The following is a 15,631-nucleotide window of genomic DNA, read 5'->3' as shown; positions in this document are numbered from 1 at the left end:
ATAAGCCAGACGATTGCACAAGATGTTAGATTTTTGTTAATTTATAGCAGGCTATCTACTTGCTTAATTTTTATATTCTCGCCAGACTATGGCCTCGATTTCGGGAGGGATTCATGGTCTTGCATTCCACGCGCTGGCTGGCGCTCAGTTATTTCACCTATTTCTTTAGCTACGGCATTTTTCTGCCTTTCTGGAGCGTCTGGCTTAAGGGTATCGGCCTGACGCCCGAGACCATCGGCGTCCTGCTCGGGGCCGGGCTGGTGGCGCGTTTCCTCGGCAGCCTGCTGATTGCCCCGCGCGTCAGCGATCCCTCCTTACTGATCAAGGCCGTGCGCATTCTTGCTCTGCTGACCCTGGTCTTTGTGGCCTGCTTCTGGGTCAGCCACCAGTTTGCCTGGCTGATGGTGGTGATGGTCGGCTTTAACCTGTTCTTCTCACCCCTGGTACCGCTGACGGATGCCCTGGCGAACACCTGGCAAAAGCAGATCACCATGGACTATGGACGCGTGCGCCTGTGGGGCTCTATCGCCTTTGTGATTGGCTCTGCGCTGGTGGGGAAACTGGTCAGCCTTTACGATTACCGCGCCATTCTTGCCCTGCTGAGTATCGGTATTGCCTCGATGCTGCTGGGCATGCTGCTGCGACCGTCGGTGATGCCGCAAGGGGAAAGTCGCCATCAGGAGAGCGCGGGCTGGCCCGCGTGGCGGAGCCTGGTTGCACAGAGCTGGCGTTTTCTGGCGTGTGTCTGTCTGCTGCAGGGGGCACATGCGGCGTACTATGGCTTCAGCGCCATCTACTGGCAGGGAGCGGGATATTCTGCTTCTGCAGTGGGCTATCTTTGGTCGCTGGGCGTGGTGGCCGAAGTCATTATTTTCGCCCTGAGCAAGAAGCTGTTTCGACGCTTTGGCGCACGTGACCTGCTGCTGCTTTCCGCCGTGTGCGGCGTGGCGCGCTGGGGGATTATGGGCTGGACAACCGATCTGCCGTGGCTGATTGTGGCGCAAATTCTTCACTGCGGTACCTTTACCGTGTGCCATCTGGCGGCCATGCGCTATATCGCAGCGCGCGAGGGCGGAGACGTTATTCGTCTGCAGGCCGTCTATTCTACGGTAGCCATGGGGGGCAGTATCGCGATCATGACGGTCTTTGCGGGGTTCCTTTACCAGCACCTGGGGCATGGCGTGTTCTGGGTAATGGCGCTGGTGGCGCTACCGGCAATGTTTGTTCGACCGAAAGTGGCCGCACGCGCGTAACTACGATTCCAGCATGGCGCGAATATGTTCTTGCTGCTGCGCGTTCAGTGTCTCAACGGCATGGATCAGCGGTGGCGAGAACAGCGGCAGGGCCGTGGGGTAGGGGGTGATAACCAGCGCGGCTTCACGCGGCGCCCCCTCTTTCTGAAAGGCCTGCAGCGTCAGATAGCGAATGTTGAGCGGCAGCAGCGTCAGCTCGCGAAGCTGCTGTTCAATCAGGTCCTCACTGGCTTTATCGTCTCCCGTCAGCAGGATCACCTGTTTTTCGTGCAGATCGGTCTCCTGCATCAGCCAGGCACCGAAAATCACAGCCACCAGACTCATCTCTTCATCGGAAAAACGCAGCCCAAACTCCGCTTCCAGCTCAAACAGCGCTTCCTTCGTGGTGCGTAACAGCCGGGGATAGAGACGGTGGATCTCCTCCGGCAGGCTATTGTCGATGCCGATCTCAAACAGCGAGCGGTCCAGCGCCTGAGCAAGGTGGATATACAGCTGATCGGTGAGCCCTTGCTCATCGCTGAAGTTCATCCCGGTCTGCGAGCGAAAGCGGGCGACCATGCGTACGATGGCCCGGCGCAAACGCTGATCCTGCTGGTGTTTATCGAGCACCGGGTCGGGCGTGCGGAGCATCATAAACAGCAGCGCCAGAAACAGCTGTTCATCCCCGTGGGCACCCTGCGGGACGCGCCGTCTCCAGTGGCGCACGATCTCCTGCGCTGTAAAATACTCCCCTCTTGACTGGGTCCAGCTGCGCTGAACGTGAGAAAACTGCGGCGTATTCCCGAGCTGGTGCTGAATAAGGCAGTATTGCAGATAGAGCTGTAAAAACTGGACGTCGCGGCATTCAAACTGGCGCTGCAGCTTGCGAGAGCAGAAGCCGATCAGCGCCCGCAGGTTCGCATCGTCGTAAAGCGGACGCGCGATGCCGTGTTGTTTAAGCGCGGTTTTTAATGCGGGGGTAAACTGGTGCGAGACAAACTGCGGGCAAAGCCGCAGCGCCCGGCGCAGCCAGTGCAGCAGGCATAAACGCTGATTCAGGGCTGTGCCTTCAATCCGGTAGCTGCCGTCGTGGTGCGTGACGATATCCAGCCGGTGATAGCGCTGGATTTCATCGCGCGTCTCGGCTATATCTTGCCGTGCCATCGCGTCGTCCACGCCGTTGGCAGCAATTATGCTCTGTGCGGTGACGGCAGCATCGGGCAGGTAAAGCATCAAAAGCACCTGGCAGCGGCGCTGCGAACTGGAAAGCACAGATGGAATTTCAAGCGTCGTCATCATCTGTCGGGTATCCAGTGTGAATGTTTGATAAGAATAGCTAAAGGATGAACGCTGAAAAGCGCGCCGGCAGGCCTTTCATTCAGGATTGCTGGGGAACATCACAGAATTTTTGACGTGAGGAATTGATGCAAATAGTTAAACAAAGTGCGATGGCGTTATTTTTGGCGGTTATCAGCTTCACCGCCAGCGCACATCCTCACAGTTTTATTGACCTCCAGACCGAGCTGGTCACCGACGGCACGCAGCTCAGCGGCCTGAAAATGCGCTGGACGATGGATGAAATCACCTCGGCCGATCTGCTCTATGATGCGGGAAACGCGAAGCCCGGTGACGATATCTGGAAAATGCTGGCGGCAGAAGTGATGGCTAACGTGCTCGGCCAGCACTATTTCACCGAGTTCTGGCATAACGGGCAAAAGGTCAAATTTCTGAACCGACCCACGGAATACGGGATGACGCGCGACGGGCACCGGGCGGTGCTGACGTTCGTGCTCCCGCTGGCGCACCCTCAGCCGCTGGCGGGGCAAACGTATCGCTTTTCCACCTTTGACCCTACCTATTATGTCGACATGCGCTATGACAAAGACAGCGACGTGCGGCTGCCGGACGCGCTGCAAAAAAGCTGCAAAATCGGCGTTCATACCCCTAAGCCCAGCGAAGAGACGCTGAACTTTGCGGTCTCCCTCGACAAGGAAGATGCCCCGCCTGAGGACATGGAATTGGGTAAACAGTTCGCGCAGGAGGTGACGTTACAATGTCAGTGATCTCTTCTCCGGTTCGAAAACAGCGCCGCTGGCTGCACCTCTGGCCGCTGGCGATCTTTTTGCTGTTCGCCGTTTGCGGCGCGATGTGGCTGTGGCAGGCCTGGCCGCAGGTCATGATGAAAAGCATTATCTGGCAGCGTGAGGTCAACCAGCAGATGAGTGGTCTGCTGAAGGCGGTGGCGGAGAATCCGACAAAGGCGGGCGGTTCCCTGCTTGCGTTCAGCTTTATCTATGGCGTGCTGCACGCGCTGGGGCCGGGGCACGGCAAAATTGTCATCACAACCTGGCTCGCCACGCATCCGTCAAAGCTGAAATCAAGTATCGGCCTGACGCTGGCCTCCTCGCTGCTTCAGGGCGGCGTGGCGATTGCGCTGGTCGTGGTCGTCCTTTCGCTGTTACAGCTTCCCGCGCGCCAGCTGCACATGAGCAGCTTCTGGCTGGAGAAGGGGAGCTACGCGCTGGTGGGCGTGCTGGGGCTGATCCTGTGCTGGCGGGCGCTGAAAAAGCTGCGCGCGCTGCTGCGAAAGCCAACGTTCAAATCCTTTACGCCGCACCACGTTCATGATGAACACTGCGGCTGCGGGCATCAGCATTTGCCCACGCAAGAACAGTTGCAGAACGGCGACGACTGGCGTGCGCGGCTGATGATTGTTCTCTCGATGGGTATGCGCCCGTGCTCGGGTGCCATCATGGTGCTGCTTTTCAGTAAGGTGATTGGCGTGTTCGGCTGGGGCATGCTGTCCGCGCTGGCGATGGCGGCAGGAACCTCTCTCACTATTTCGTCTTTAGCGCTGTTGGTACACAGCTTCCGTCAGCTGGCGGTCAAACTCAGCGGCAATAAAACGCCGGTGCTGTGGCGACAGGTAGGGTGGACCACGCTTGCGCTGGCGGGCGGGGTCATTTTGCTGGTGGCTGCGGTAACAATGTGGATGAGTGCGGTGCCGGTGGGAAGGGGATTACGGCCGTTTTAGTTGGGATCCCCTCTCCCACAGGGAGAGGGGATTACCGGGATTAACGCTTCAGCGCATCGCTCAGTTCATCACGCATGTTGGCCAGCATGGCTTTAACAACGCGTGGGTTACCCGCAACGATGTTGCCGGTAGACATATAGTTATGGCCGCCGGTGAAGTCGCACACAATGGCGCCTGCTTCACGCGCGATCAGCTCGCCCGCAGCAAAATCCCATGGCTTCAGTGAGAGTTCGAAGTAACCGTCAACGCGGCCGGTTGCCACGTAGGCCAGATCCAGCGCAGCAGAACCGGTGCGACGGAAGTCCGCGCATTCGGTGAACAGTTTGCCCAGGATATTCATGTAGGTGGTCGCGTGCTGTTTCGCCTTGAACGGGAAACCGGTCGCCAGAATGGTGCCGTCCAGATCGCGTGCGTTGCTGCAGCGCAGACGGTAGCCGTTCAGCTGTGCGCCCTGACCGCGGGTCGCGGTGAACAGTTCGTTACGCATTGGATCATACACAACGGCGACTTCAGTACGGCCTTTAATGCGTACTGCGATAGACACAGAGAAGTGTGGCAGGCGTTTAACGAAGTTGGTGGTGCCATCCAGTGGATCGATAACCCATTGAACATCCTGATCGGTACCTTCATGTTCACCGCTTTCTTCGGTGATGATGGTGTGCTGTGGGTAAGATTTGCGGATCGTTTCGATAATAATCGCTTCTGCGGCTTTATCGACGTTAGTCACGAAATCATTGCTGCCTTTCTGGCTGGTTTCTACGGAGTCTGGCGTTTCGTAGTGTTTGGCAATTACATTACCCGCCTTGCGCGCTGCGCGCACGGCGATGGTCAGCATCGGATGCATCGGTCTCTCTCACTGGATGTTAAAGAACAGGAAAATCGGCGCAGAGTATAGCAGCGGGATCGGATTATGTCTCCCGTTTATGATAATATGCCCGAATATTCTTCAGACACTGAATTCAGACATTAAAAATTATGCTGCAAAACATTCGAATTGTGCTGGTCGAAACATCGCATACCGGCAACATGGGCTCCGTTGCCCGCGCTATGAAAACCATGGGCTTAACGAACCTGTGGCTGGTTAACCCGCTGGTGAAGCCTGACTCTCAGGCGATTGCTCTGGCGGCCGGTGCCAGCGACGTAATCGGCAATGCCCAGATCGTCGATACCCTTGACGAAGCGCTGGCCGGCTGCAGCCTCGTTGTCGGTACCAGCGCGCGTTCACGCACGCTGCCGTGGCCAATGCTCGATCCGCGTGAATGCGGCCTGAAAAGTGTCTCGGAAGCAGCACAGGCACCGGTTGCGCTGGTGTTTGGCCGCGAGCGCGTAGGCTTGACTAACGACGAGCTGCAGAAGTGTCATTATCACGTCGCGATTGCGGCAAACCCGGAGTACAGCTCGCTAAACCTGGCGATGGCGGTGCAGGTTATCGCTTACGAAGTACGAATGGCGTGGCTGGCGACGCAGGAGAAAGAGGTCGAGCCAAAAGAAGAGACGGCTTACCCGCTGGTGGATGACCTTGAGCGCTTCTACGGTCATCTGGAGCAGACGCTGCTCTCAACCGGCTTTATTCGCGAAGGCCACCCGGGGCAGGTGATGAACAAGCTGCGCCGTCTGTTTACCCGCGCGCGTCCGGAAAGTCAGGAGCTGAACATCCTGCGCGGGATTCTTGCGTCGATTGAGCAGAAGAATAAAGAGTAGTGTCGATTTCCTCCTCTCCCTGTGGGAGAAGGGCGGGGTGAGGGCATCAGCCCGCACCTGGGTTATGAAGGCACAGAAGGTTAAATACCTGACTAAAACAGTCAAGTAAATAGTTGACCATTTTAGTCAGGAATGTCAGACTTGGCCCTGCTATGCAATACCCCCATTTTACAATAAAAAACCCCGGGCAGGGGCGAGTTTGAGGTTAAGTAAGACATGAGACTGACATCTAAAGGGCGTTATGCCGTGACCGCGATGCTGGACGTTGCGCTCAACTCCGAAGCGGGCCCGGTTCCGTTGGCTGATATTTCTGAACGACAAGGGATCTCCCTCTCTTACCTGGAACAGCTGTTCTCCAGACTGCGTAAAAATGGACTGGTTTCCAGCGTTCGTGGCCCAGGCGGCGGTTATCTGCTGGGTAAAGACGCGGGCAGTATTGCAGTTGGCGAAGTGATCAGCGCAGTTGACGAATCCGTTGACGCGACCCGTTGCCAGGGTAAAGGCGGCTGCCAGGGCGGCGATAAGTGCCTGACCCACGCGCTGTGGCGCGATCTGAGCGACCGTTTGACCGGCTTCCTCAACAACATCACCCTCGGTGAGCTGGTGAATAACCAGGAAGTTCTGGACGTATCGGGCCGTCAGCACGGCCATGATTCCCAACGCAGCACCCGCGCGCAGGACGCTATCGACGTCAAACTGCGCGCGTAATAAAACGATAAGTATTTCAGAATCAGGCCGGGGCGAAGACTCGCCCCGTGTACTCGGTCGTACATCCAGCCGGTTGCCTGATTCCTTGCATTGAAGCGATGTACGGAGTTTATAGAGCAATGAAATTACCGATTTATCTCGACTACTCCGCAACCACGCCGGTGGACCCGCGTGTTGCCGAGAAAATGATGCAGTGTCTGACCCTGGACGGAAACTTTGGTAACCCAGCTTCCCGTTCACACCGTTTTGGCTGGCATGCTGAAGAGGCGGTTGATATCGCCCGTAATCAGATTGCTGACCTGGTCGGTGCCGACCCGCGTGAAATTGTTTTCACCTCCGGCGCGACCGAATCCGACAACCTGGCGATCAAAGGTGCAGCCAACTTTTATCAGAAAAAAGGCAAGCACATCATCACCAGCAAAACCGAACACAAAGCCGTGCTGGACACCTGCCGTCAGCTGGAGCGTGAAGGGTACGAAGTCACCTATCTGGCGCCACAGAGCAACGGCATTATCGATCTGAAAGAGCTCGAAGCGGCCATGCGTGATGACACCATTCTGGTCTCCATCATGCACGTTAACAACGAAATCGGCGTCGTGCAGGACATCGCGACCATCGGCGAAATGTGCCGCGCGCGCGGTATCATCTATCATGTGGACGCGACTCAGAGCGTGGGCAAACTGCCTATCGACCTGAGCCAGCTGAAAGTGGACCTGATGTCCTTCTCCGGCCACAAAATCTATGGTCCGAAAGGGATCGGCGCGCTGTACGTTCGTCGTAAACCACGTATCCGCATCGAAGCACAGATGCACGGCGGCGGTCACGAGCGCGGCATGCGTTCCGGTACGCTGCCTGTTCATCAGATCGTGGGCATGGGCGAAGCCTACCGCATTGCAAAAGAAGAGATGGAAACCGAGATGGCACGCCTGCGCACGCTGCGTAACCGTCTGTGGGATGGCGTGAAAGATATGGAAGAAGTGTATCTGAACGGCGATCTCGAGCAGGGCGCACCGAACATCCTCAACGTCAGCTTCAACTATGTTGAAGGCGAATCGCTGATCATGGCGCTTAAAGACCTGGCGGTTTCTTCCGGTTCTGCCTGTACCTCTGCAAGCCTTGAGCCATCCTACGTGCTGCGTGCGCTGGGTATGACTGACGAGCTGGCACACAGTTCTATCCGTTTCTCTTTAGGTCGTTTCACTACCGAAGAAGAGATTGACTACACCATCAAGCTGGTTCGCAACTCCATTGGCCGTCTGCGCGACCTTTCTCCACTGTGGGAAATGTTCAAGCAGGGCGTGGATCTGAACAGCATTGAATGGTCACATCACTAATCGGTACATAAGGAGAATTCAATCATGGCATACAGCGAAAAAGTCATCGATCATTACGAAAACCCACGCAACGTTGGCTCTTTTGACAACAGCGACGAATCTGTTGGAAGCGGCATGGTCGGTGCGCCAGCGTGTGGCGACGTGATGAAGTTGCAGATTAAAGTCAACAATGAAGGTATCATTGAAGACGCGCGCTTCAAGACCTACGGCTGCGGTTCTGCAATTGCGTCCAGCTCCCTGGTTACCGAATGGGTTAAGGGCAAGTCTCTGGACGAAGCACAGGCAATTAAGAACACGGATATTGCTGAAGAACTCGAACTGCCACCGGTGAAAATTCACTGTTCAATTCTGGCAGAAGACGCGATCAAAGCCGCCATTGCGGATTACAAAAGCAAACGTGAAGCAAAATAATTGAGGTTTGAGTATGTCGATTACCCTTAGCGACAGCGCTGCCGCGCGAGTAAGCTCTTTTCTGGCGAACCGTGGTAAAGGCTTTGGCCTGCGACTGGGCGTACGTACCTCCGGCTGTTCTGGTATGGCTTACGTACTGGAGTTTGTTGACGAACCGGCGTCTGACGACACCGTGTTTGAAGACAAGGGCGTGAAGGTGGTGGTCGATGGCAAAAGCCTGCAATTCCTCAACGGCACTCAGCTGGACTTCGTTAAAGAAGGCCTGAACGAAGGGTTTAAATTCACGAACCCGAACGTCAAAGACGAGTGTGGTTGCGGCGAAAGCTTCCACGTTTAACCGCGCGTCATCCGAAACCCCACCGTGGCGTACCCGCTGCGCGTGGGGTTTGTTCTAACAGGCTACCCCTGAGATTGTTATGGATTACTTCACTCTCTTCGGACTACCCGCTCAATACCCGATCGATCTCCAGGCGTTGACGATCCGCTTTCAGGATCTGCAGCGTCAGTACCATCCGGACAAATTCGCGAGCGGTACTCAGGCAGAGCAGCTGGCTGCGGTTTCCCACTCTGCCACCATCAACCAGGCCTGGCAGACGCTGCGTCACCCGCTGGCGCGCGCTGAATATCTGCTCTCGCTCAACGGTTTTGATCTGGCGAGCGAACAGCACACCGTGCGCGACACGGCGTTTCTGATGGAGCAGCTGGAGCTTCGCGAAGAGCTCGATGAGATTGAACAGGCCAAAGACGAAGCGCGTCTGGAAAGCTTTATCACGCGCGTGAAGGGCATGTTCGATACCCGCCATCAGCAGATGGTGGAGCAACTGAACAACGAGACCTGGGACGTGGCGGCAGACACTGTGCGCAAACTCCGTTTTCTCGATAAACTGCGAAGCAGTGCTGAACAACTCGAAGAAAAGCTGCTCGATTTTTAATTTCGGAAGCAATTATGGCCTTATTACAAATTAGTGAGCCTGGCTTAAGTGCCGCACCGCACCAGCGTCGTCTGGCGGTGGGTATCGATCTGGGCACCACCAATTCCCTCGTGGCGACCGTGCGCAGCGGCCAGGCGGAAACGCTGGCTGACGAGCAGGGCCGCCATCTGCTGCCTTCCGTGGTCCACTACCAGCAGCAGGGTCACGCGGTAGGCTATGACGCCCGCGCTAACGCCGCGCGCGATCCGGCCAACACCATCAGCTCCGTCAAGCGCATGATGGGCCGCTCGCTGGCCGATATTCAGACCCGCTACCCGCATCTGCCGTATCAGCTGCAGGCCAGTGAAAACGGCCTGCCGATGATTGCGACCGCGGCCGGTCTGCTGAACCCGATTCGCGTTTCCTCCGACATCCTCAAAGCGCTGGCTGAGCGCGCTACGGCGACGCTCGGCGGCGATCTGGACGGCGTAGTCATTACCGTTCCGGCCTATTTTGACGATGCACAGCGCCAGGGCACCAAAGACGCCGCGCGTCTGGCGGGCCTGCACGTGCTGCGTTTGCTGAACGAACCGACGGCGGCTGCGATTGCCTACGGCCTCGATTCCGGTCAGGAAGGGGTGATCGCGGTTTACGATCTCGGCGGCGGGACGTTTGATATCTCTATCCTGCGCCTGAGCCGCGGGGTGTTTGAAGTGCTGGCGACCGGCGGGGATTCCGCGCTGGGCGGTGATGACTTCGACCACCTGCTGGCGGACTACATCCGCGAGCAGGCGGGCATCAGCGATCGCAGCGATGCGCGCGTACAGCGTGAACTGCTTGATGCGGCCATTGACGCCAAAATCGCCCTGAGCGATGCGCAGTCCGTAAGTGTGAACGTTGCGGGCTGGCAGGGAGAGATCACCCGCGACCAGTTCAACGAACTGATTGCGCCTTTAGTTAAACGCACCCTGCTGGCCTGCCGTCGCGCATTGAAAGATGCGGGCGTTGAGGCGAACGAGGTGCTGGAAGTGGTCATGGTGGGCGGTTCGACCCGCGTGCCGCTGGTGCGCGAGCGCGTGGGCGAATTCTTTGGCCGCACGCCGCTGACCTCCATCGACCCGGACAAAGTGGTTGCCGTGGGCGCCGCGATCCAGGCCGATATTCTGGTTGGCAACAAGCCGGACAGCGAAATGCTGCTGCTGGACGTCATCCCGCTGTCGCTGGGCTTAGAAACCATGGGCGGCCTGGTGGAGAAAGTGATCCCGCGTAACACCACCATTCCGGTGGCGCGCGCGCAGGAGTTCACCACCTTTAAAGACGGCCAGACCGCGATGTCCATCCACGTGATGCAGGGTGAGCGCGAGCTGGTGCAGGACTGCCGCTCTCTGGCGCGCTTTGCGCTGCGCGGAATTCCAGCGCTGCCTGCGGGCGGGGCGCACATTCGCGTCACCTTCCAGGTGGACGCCGACGGCCTGCTGAGCGTCACGGCGATGGAAAAATCCACCGGCGTGGAATCGTCTATTCAGGTTAAGCCGTCCTACGGCCTGACCGATGGCGAAATCGCCTCCATGATTCAGGACTCAATGAGCTACGCCGAGCAGGATGTGAAGGCGCGTATGCTGGCGGAACAAAAAGTGGAAGCCGCACGCGTGCTGGAAAGCCTGACCGGCGCGCTCGCTGCCGACGCCGCGCTGCTCAGCGCCGCTGAGCGCCAGGTGATTGACGACGCTGCCGCGCGCTTAAGCGCCGTGGCCGAAGGCAATGACGCTGACGCAATAGAAGAAGCCATTAAAAACGTTGATAAACAAACCCAGGACTTCGCTGCTCGCCGCATGGACAAATCTGTCCGCGTCGCGCTGAAAGGCCAGTCCGTGGACGAGGTTTAATATGCCAAAGATTGTTATTTTGCCTCATGCGGACCTCTGTCCGGATGGCGCTGTTCTGGAAGCGAAGACCGGTGAAACCATTCTCGATGTAGCCCTGCGTGCAGGTATCGAAGTGGAACACGCCTGTGAAAAATCCTGTGCCTGCACCACCTGCCACTGCATCGTGCGTGAAGGTTTTGACTCTCTCGCCGAGAGCACCGAAGATGAAGACGACATGCTGGATAAAGCATGGGGTCTGGAGCCAGACAGCCGCTTGAGCTGCCAGGCCGCGGTGACCGATGAAGATCTGGTCGTGGAATTCCCACGCTACACCATCAACCACGCACGCGAGCATTAATATGGGACTGAAGTGGACAGACAGCCGTGAAATCGGCGAAGCGCTCTACGACGCGAACCCGGATCTCGATCCGAAGACCGTACGATTCACCGATATGCATCAGTGGATCTGCGATTTAGAGGATTTCGACGACGATCCAAACGCATCCAATGAAAAAATTCTGGAGGCGATTCTGTTAGTCTGGTTAGATGAAGCAGAATAAATAACAAAACGGGCTGCCTTCAGGCGGCCCGTTTGCTAGTTGCTAATAAGGAAAAATAAAATGACCGAAGCGATGAAGATTACGCTCTCCACACAGCCTGCTGACGCACGCTGGGGCGAAAAAGCCACCTACAGCATCAACAACGACGGCATTACCCTGCACCTGACGGGCAACGACGATTTGGGTCTGATCCAGCGTGCTGCCCGCAAAATCGACGGTCTGGGCATTAAGCATGTTTCTCTGGAAGGCGAAGGCTGGGACACCGACCGCAGCTGGGCATTCTGGGCGGGTTACAAAGGGCCGAAAGGCAGCCGCAAAATTGAGTGGGCGAACCTCGACGAAGCCGGTCAGAAAGAGCTGGAAAGCCGCCTGCAAATCATCGACTGGGTACGCGACACCATTAACGCTCCGGCGGAAGAGTTAGGCCCTGAGCAGCTGGCGCAACGCGCGGTTGACCTGCTGTGCGGCGTGGCGGGCGACAAAATGTCTTACCGCATCACCAAGGGGGAAGACCTGCGCGAGCAGAACTACATGGGTATCCACACCGTGGGCCGCGGCTCCGAGCGTCCTCCGGTCCTGCTGGCGCTGGACTACAACCCAACCGGCGATAAAGCAGCGCCGGTCTTTGCCTGCCTGGTAGGTAAAGGCATCACCTTCGACACCGGCGGCTACAGCCTGAAGCAGAGCGCGTTCATGGACTCCATGAAGTCCGACATGGGCGGCGCGGCAACCATCACCGGTGCGCTGGCGTTTGCGATTACCCGCGGTCTGAACAAGCGCGTGAAGCTGTATCTGTGCTGCGCGGACAACATGGTGAGCGGTAACGCCTTCAAGCTGGGCGACATTATTCGCTACCGCAACGGTAAAAACGTTGAGGTGATGAACACCGACGCCGAAGGCCGTCTGGTGCTGGCCGATGGCCTGATCGACGCGTCTGCCCAGAAGCCTGAGCTGATCATCGACATGGCGACCCTGACCGGCGCGGCGAAAACCGCCCTGGGCAACGATTACCATGCGCTGTTCAGCTTCGACGACAAGCTGGCCGCTCGCCTGCTGGCAAGCGCCGCTGCGGAAAACGAACCGTTCTGGCGTCTGCCGCTGGCCGAGTTCCACCGCAGCCAGCTGCCGTCCAACTTTGCCGAGCTGAACAACACCGCGAGCGCGGCGTACCCGGCGGGTGCAAGTACGGCGGCAGGGTTCCTGTCCCACTTCGTTGAGAATTATCACGAAGGCTGGCTGCACATTGACTGCTCCGCGACGTATCGTAAAGCGGCGGTAGAGCAGTGGTCCGCGGGCGCGACCGGTCTGGGCGTGCGTACCGTGGCGAACCTGCTGACGGCTGAGTAATCTTCATTGCCCTCACCCCAACCCTCTCCCACGGGGAGAGGGTTGGGTGGGGAAATGCATCATCTGGAATTGCTATGTCCGAAACCAAAAACGAATTAGAAACCCTGCTGGAGCAGGCGGCGACCGAGCCCGCCCACCGTCCGGCATTTTTCCGTACCCTGCTGGAATCCACCGTCTGGGTGCCGGGTACCGCCGCGGAAGGTGAGCAGGTCGTAGAAGACAGCGCGCTGGATCTGCTGCACTGGGAGAAAGATGACGGCACGTCGGTGATCCCGTTCTTCACCTCGCTGGAAGCGCTTCAGAAAGCGGTAGAAGATGAACAGGCGTTCGTGGTGATGCCGGTGCGTACTCTGTTTGAAATGACGCTCGGCCAGACGCTATTCCTCAACGCGAAGCTGCCGACCGGGAAAGAGTTTACGCCGCGTGAAATCAGCCACCTGATTGGCGAAGAGGGCAACCCGCTCAGCACGCAGGAAGTGCTGGAAGGGGGCGAAACGCTGCTGCTCTCTGAGGTGGCCGAGCCACCCGCGCAGATGATTGATTCCCTGACGACGCTGTTCAAAACGCTCAAGCCCGTCCGGCGCGCGTTTCTCTGCTCCATTAAAGAGCGTGCGGACGAACAGCCGGTGCTGTTGATCGGTATTGAAGCCGATGGCGATATCGACGAAATCATTCAGGCGACGGGCAGCGTGGCAACCGACACGCTGCCAGGCGATGAGCCGATTGATATCTGCCAGGTGAAAAACGGTGAGAAGGGTATCAGCCACTTTATAACCGAGCACATCACCCCGTTCTACGAGCGTCGCTGGGGCGGTTTCCTGCGCGATCTCAAAACTAACCGCATCATCTGATTACGGCGGGGTGAATATCACCCCGTTGCTTCCAGCAGCAGTAAATCCATCAGCAGCACCAGATTCGACTCAAACGACGTCACCCCTGCCGCTTCGGCGGCGAAGTGTACCGCTTCGTCATAGAGAGCAAAATGCACGTCCGCCATTCCCGCCAGCGTATTGGCGGAGGCGCGGGTAAACGCGACGATCGTCATACCGACGTTTTTGGCTATCCGCGCTTTATCCAGCACCTGTTCCGTTTCGCCGCTGCGCGAGACGGCAATAAACACCTGATAGCGGGCGGCGTTGCTGAGGAAAATATTCCGGCTGTCTCCCGGCCCGGAAATAAACGCCGTTTTGCCCAGTACCTGCAGCTTCTTGGTCAGGTACTCCGCAAACAGATAAGAAAACCCGGCGCCGTAGAGAAAGAAACTCTCTTTCTGGCGCAGCAGGTTAGCAAACTGCTGGCGTTTCTCCTGAGTAACCCACTGAAAGGTATGCTGATAGTTGGCTATAAACTGATTAAACAGCACCGGGAGTTCAGGACGCGACTGCGCCTGAGCGGCAATATGCGGCGTGTCGGATAGCAGCTGCTTGCAGTGCCAGATAAACTCGCTAAAGCCGCTGAACCCCAGCTTCTGGCACAGCCGCATAATGGTGGCGGTAGAAACGAACGTCGCCTGCGCCAGCTCGCGAACCGTGATGTTGCCTACCAGCAGCGGATGCTCCGTGAGGTGGGCGAGGACGCGATACTCCGCGCGGGTCAGAGACGTCCCGCGCGTTAACAGCGTGGCTAGGCGGTTATCCATTATTTCGCGGGTTCGACAGGCAGATCGTCTCGCGCACCCCATTCGCTCCAGGCGCCGTCGTAGAGCGTGACGTCGCTTACGCCGAGCGTGGCGAGCGCCAGAATCACTACGCAGGCCGTTACGCCGGAACCGCAGCTGGCAATAATCGGACGATGTAAATCAACCCCTGCCTGGTCAAAAATAGCGCGCAGCTCGTCGGTGGTTTTCAGCTCGCCCTCAAACACCAGATCGCCCCACGGCACGTTCAGCGCGCCCGGAATATGTCCGCGCTTCAGCCCCGGACGCGGTTCATCCGCTTGGGCATTGAAGCGCGGAGCAGGGCGGGCATCAACGATTTGCGCCGTTTTTTCATGGCTCACGACCAGCACGTCGGTCAGGCGTTTCACCACGTGGGTGTCAAAGGTCGCGTCGAATTCGCCTTCCGGCAGCGTTACGCCACCCTGCTGAAGGGGCAATTCGTCGCGCTTCCAGCCCGCCAGCCCGCCCGCCAGAATCGAGACTTTTTCCACGCCGAAGTTTTTCAGCATCCACCACGCGCGCGGTGCGGAGAAGAGGTTACCTTCATCATACACAACGAGGTGCTTATCTTTGCTGATGCCCAGCTCGCGCATCGCCACGGAAAACGCTTCCGGGCGCGGCAGCATGTGCGGCAGGGGAGAGTTGTGATCTGAAAGGGCTTCGATATCAAAAAATACCGCGCCAGGCAGATGCCCGGCACGGTATTCACCGGGCACGTCACGATGCTCTTGTCCCGGAGGGGCCATACGCGCGTCAATAATCTGAACTTCCGGATCGTCGCCGTGCTCAATCAGCCAGTCGGCAGCGACAAAATATGAGGTGGACATGGGTTGCCTCCATTCTTTTCCGTAAAAAAGGATTGTCGGTGTTT

At 57.7% G+C, this 15,631-nt stretch carries 18 protein-coding genes; 14 read left to right on the top strand and 4 right to left on the bottom strand.

Annotated elements, in window-relative coordinates; translation table 11 throughout:
• Nucleotides 1-113: 113 nt before the first annotated feature.
• The gene (locus tag KGP22_RS16690) at nucleotides 114-1,253 is read left to right on the top strand and encodes a 3-phenylpropionate MFS transporter (protein WP_223580239.1); all 1,140 of its coding nucleotides are present in this window, start codon (nucleotides 114-116) and stop codon (nucleotides 1,251-1,253) included.
• Here KGP22_RS16690 and csiE read toward each other — a convergent pair whose 3' ends face one another.
• Nucleotides 1,254-2,531 carry a stationary phase inducible protein CsiE gene (csiE, locus tag KGP22_RS16685; protein WP_127731966.1) on the bottom strand — a complete coding sequence of 426 codons (1,278 nt, stop codon included), beginning with the start codon at nucleotides 2,529-2,531 and terminating at the stop codon, nucleotides 1,254-1,256. It abuts the gene before it with no gap.
• Nucleotides 2,532-2,656: 125 nt separating this feature from the next.
• Here csiE and KGP22_RS16680 point away from each other — a divergent pair, with 125 nt between their 5' ends.
• Both KGP22_RS16680 and KGP22_RS16675 read left to right on the top strand, forming a co-directional pair.
• Complete coding sequence (locus KGP22_RS16680) at nucleotides 2,657-3,295, top strand: DUF1007 family protein (protein ID WP_149366373.1); 639 nt, start codon at nucleotides 2,657-2,659, stop codon at nucleotides 3,293-3,295.
• Nucleotides 3,286-4,266 (top strand): nickel/cobalt transporter, encoded by a 981-nt coding sequence (locus KGP22_RS16675; protein WP_136195566.1) that lies wholly within the window; start codon nucleotides 3,286-3,288, stop codon nucleotides 4,264-4,266. The genes KGP22_RS16680 and KGP22_RS16675 overlap by 10 nt, the downstream gene beginning before the upstream one ends.
• A gap of 40 nt (nucleotides 4,267-4,306) precedes the next feature.
• On the opposite strand, the gene suhB is transcribed toward KGP22_RS16675, so the two are convergent.
• Nucleotides 4,307-5,110, bottom strand: a complete 804-nt coding sequence (gene suhB / locus KGP22_RS16670; protein WP_003860668.1) for an inositol-1-monophosphatase — start codon at nucleotides 5,108-5,110, stop codon at nucleotides 4,307-4,309.
• A gap of 131 nt (nucleotides 5,111-5,241) precedes the next feature.
• Between suhB and trmJ the strand changes: the two genes are divergently transcribed.
• From trmJ to sseB, 11 genes are all read left to right on the top strand, one after another.
• Nucleotides 5,242-5,967 carry a tRNA (cytosine(32)/uridine(32)-2'-O)-methyltransferase TrmJ gene (trmJ, locus tag KGP22_RS16665; RefSeq protein WP_111965142.1) on the top strand — a complete coding sequence of 242 codons (726 nt, stop codon included), beginning with the start codon at nucleotides 5,242-5,244 and terminating at the stop codon, nucleotides 5,965-5,967.
• A 216-nt stretch (nucleotides 5,968-6,183) separates the two neighbouring features.
• A complete protein-coding gene (gene iscR, locus KGP22_RS16660; protein WP_045399615.1) occupies nucleotides 6,184-6,675 on the top strand; it encodes a Fe-S cluster assembly transcriptional regulator IscR in 492 nt (163 codons plus the stop codon).
• Nucleotides 6,676-6,794: 119 nt separating this feature from the next.
• Complete coding sequence (gene iscS, locus KGP22_RS16655; RefSeq protein ID WP_008502157.1) at nucleotides 6,795-8,009, top strand: cysteine desulfurase; 1,215 nt, start codon at nucleotides 6,795-6,797, stop codon at nucleotides 8,007-8,009.
• Nucleotides 8,010-8,033: 24 nt separating this feature from the next.
• Nucleotides 8,034-8,420 carry a Fe-S cluster assembly scaffold IscU gene (gene iscU, locus KGP22_RS16650; protein ID WP_003860661.1) on the top strand — a complete coding sequence of 129 codons (387 nt, stop codon included), beginning with the start codon at nucleotides 8,034-8,036 and terminating at the stop codon, nucleotides 8,418-8,420.
• Between the two features lie 13 nt (nucleotides 8,421-8,433).
• Nucleotides 8,434-8,757: an iron-sulfur cluster assembly protein IscA gene (iscA, locus tag KGP22_RS16645; protein WP_003860659.1), complete on the top strand. Its 324-nt coding sequence runs from the start codon at nucleotides 8,434-8,436 to the stop codon at nucleotides 8,755-8,757.
• A 79-nt stretch (nucleotides 8,758-8,836) separates the two neighbouring features.
• Entirely contained in the window at nucleotides 8,837-9,352 is a 516-nt protein-coding gene (gene hscB / locus KGP22_RS16640) for a co-chaperone HscB (RefSeq protein ID WP_111965143.1), read from the top strand.
• A gap of 14 nt (nucleotides 9,353-9,366) precedes the next feature.
• Nucleotides 9,367-11,217: a Fe-S protein assembly chaperone HscA gene (gene hscA / locus KGP22_RS16635; RefSeq protein WP_149366374.1), complete on the top strand. Its 1,851-nt coding sequence runs from the start codon at nucleotides 9,367-9,369 to the stop codon at nucleotides 11,215-11,217.
• A gap of 1 nt (nucleotide 11,218) precedes the next feature.
• Nucleotides 11,219-11,554: an ISC system 2Fe-2S type ferredoxin gene (fdx, locus tag KGP22_RS16630; RefSeq protein WP_003860652.1), complete on the top strand. Its 336-nt coding sequence runs from the start codon at nucleotides 11,219-11,221 to the stop codon at nucleotides 11,552-11,554.
• A 1-nt stretch (nucleotide 11,555) separates the two neighbouring features.
• Entirely contained in the window at nucleotides 11,556-11,756 is a 201-nt protein-coding gene (iscX, locus tag KGP22_RS16625; protein ID WP_003860650.1) for a Fe-S cluster assembly protein IscX, read from the top strand.
• A gap of 60 nt (nucleotides 11,757-11,816) precedes the next feature.
• The gene (gene pepB / locus KGP22_RS16620; protein ID WP_223580236.1) at nucleotides 11,817-13,103 is read left to right on the top strand and encodes an aminopeptidase PepB; all 1,287 of its coding nucleotides are present in this window, start codon (nucleotides 11,817-11,819) and stop codon (nucleotides 13,101-13,103) included.
• A 74-nt stretch (nucleotides 13,104-13,177) separates the two neighbouring features.
• Nucleotides 13,178-13,954, top strand: a complete 777-nt coding sequence (gene sseB / locus KGP22_RS16615) for an enhanced serine sensitivity protein SseB (RefSeq protein ID WP_223580231.1) — start codon at nucleotides 13,178-13,180, stop codon at nucleotides 13,952-13,954.
• 17 nt (nucleotides 13,955-13,971) lie between these two features.
• Here sseB and KGP22_RS16610 read toward each other — a convergent pair whose 3' ends face one another.
• The gene (locus tag KGP22_RS16610) at nucleotides 13,972-14,742 is read right to left on the bottom strand and encodes a MurR/RpiR family transcriptional regulator (RefSeq protein ID WP_149366377.1); all 771 of its coding nucleotides are present in this window, start codon (nucleotides 14,740-14,742) and stop codon (nucleotides 13,972-13,974) included.
• Complete coding sequence (gene sseA, locus KGP22_RS16605; RefSeq protein WP_111965146.1) at nucleotides 14,742-15,587, bottom strand: 3-mercaptopyruvate sulfurtransferase; 846 nt, start codon at nucleotides 15,585-15,587, stop codon at nucleotides 14,742-14,744. The genes KGP22_RS16610 and sseA overlap by 1 nt, the downstream gene beginning before the upstream one ends.
• Nucleotides 15,588-15,631 lie beyond the last annotated feature (44 nt).

This window comes from Enterobacter sp. JBIWA005 (genome assembly GCF_019968805.1).
Classification (GTDB): Bacteria; Pseudomonadota; Gammaproteobacteria; order Enterobacterales; family Enterobacteriaceae; genus Enterobacter; species Enterobacter vonholyi.
Note: the sequence above shows the minus strand (reverse complement) of the source record. Positions and strands in the feature narration are given on the sequence as shown.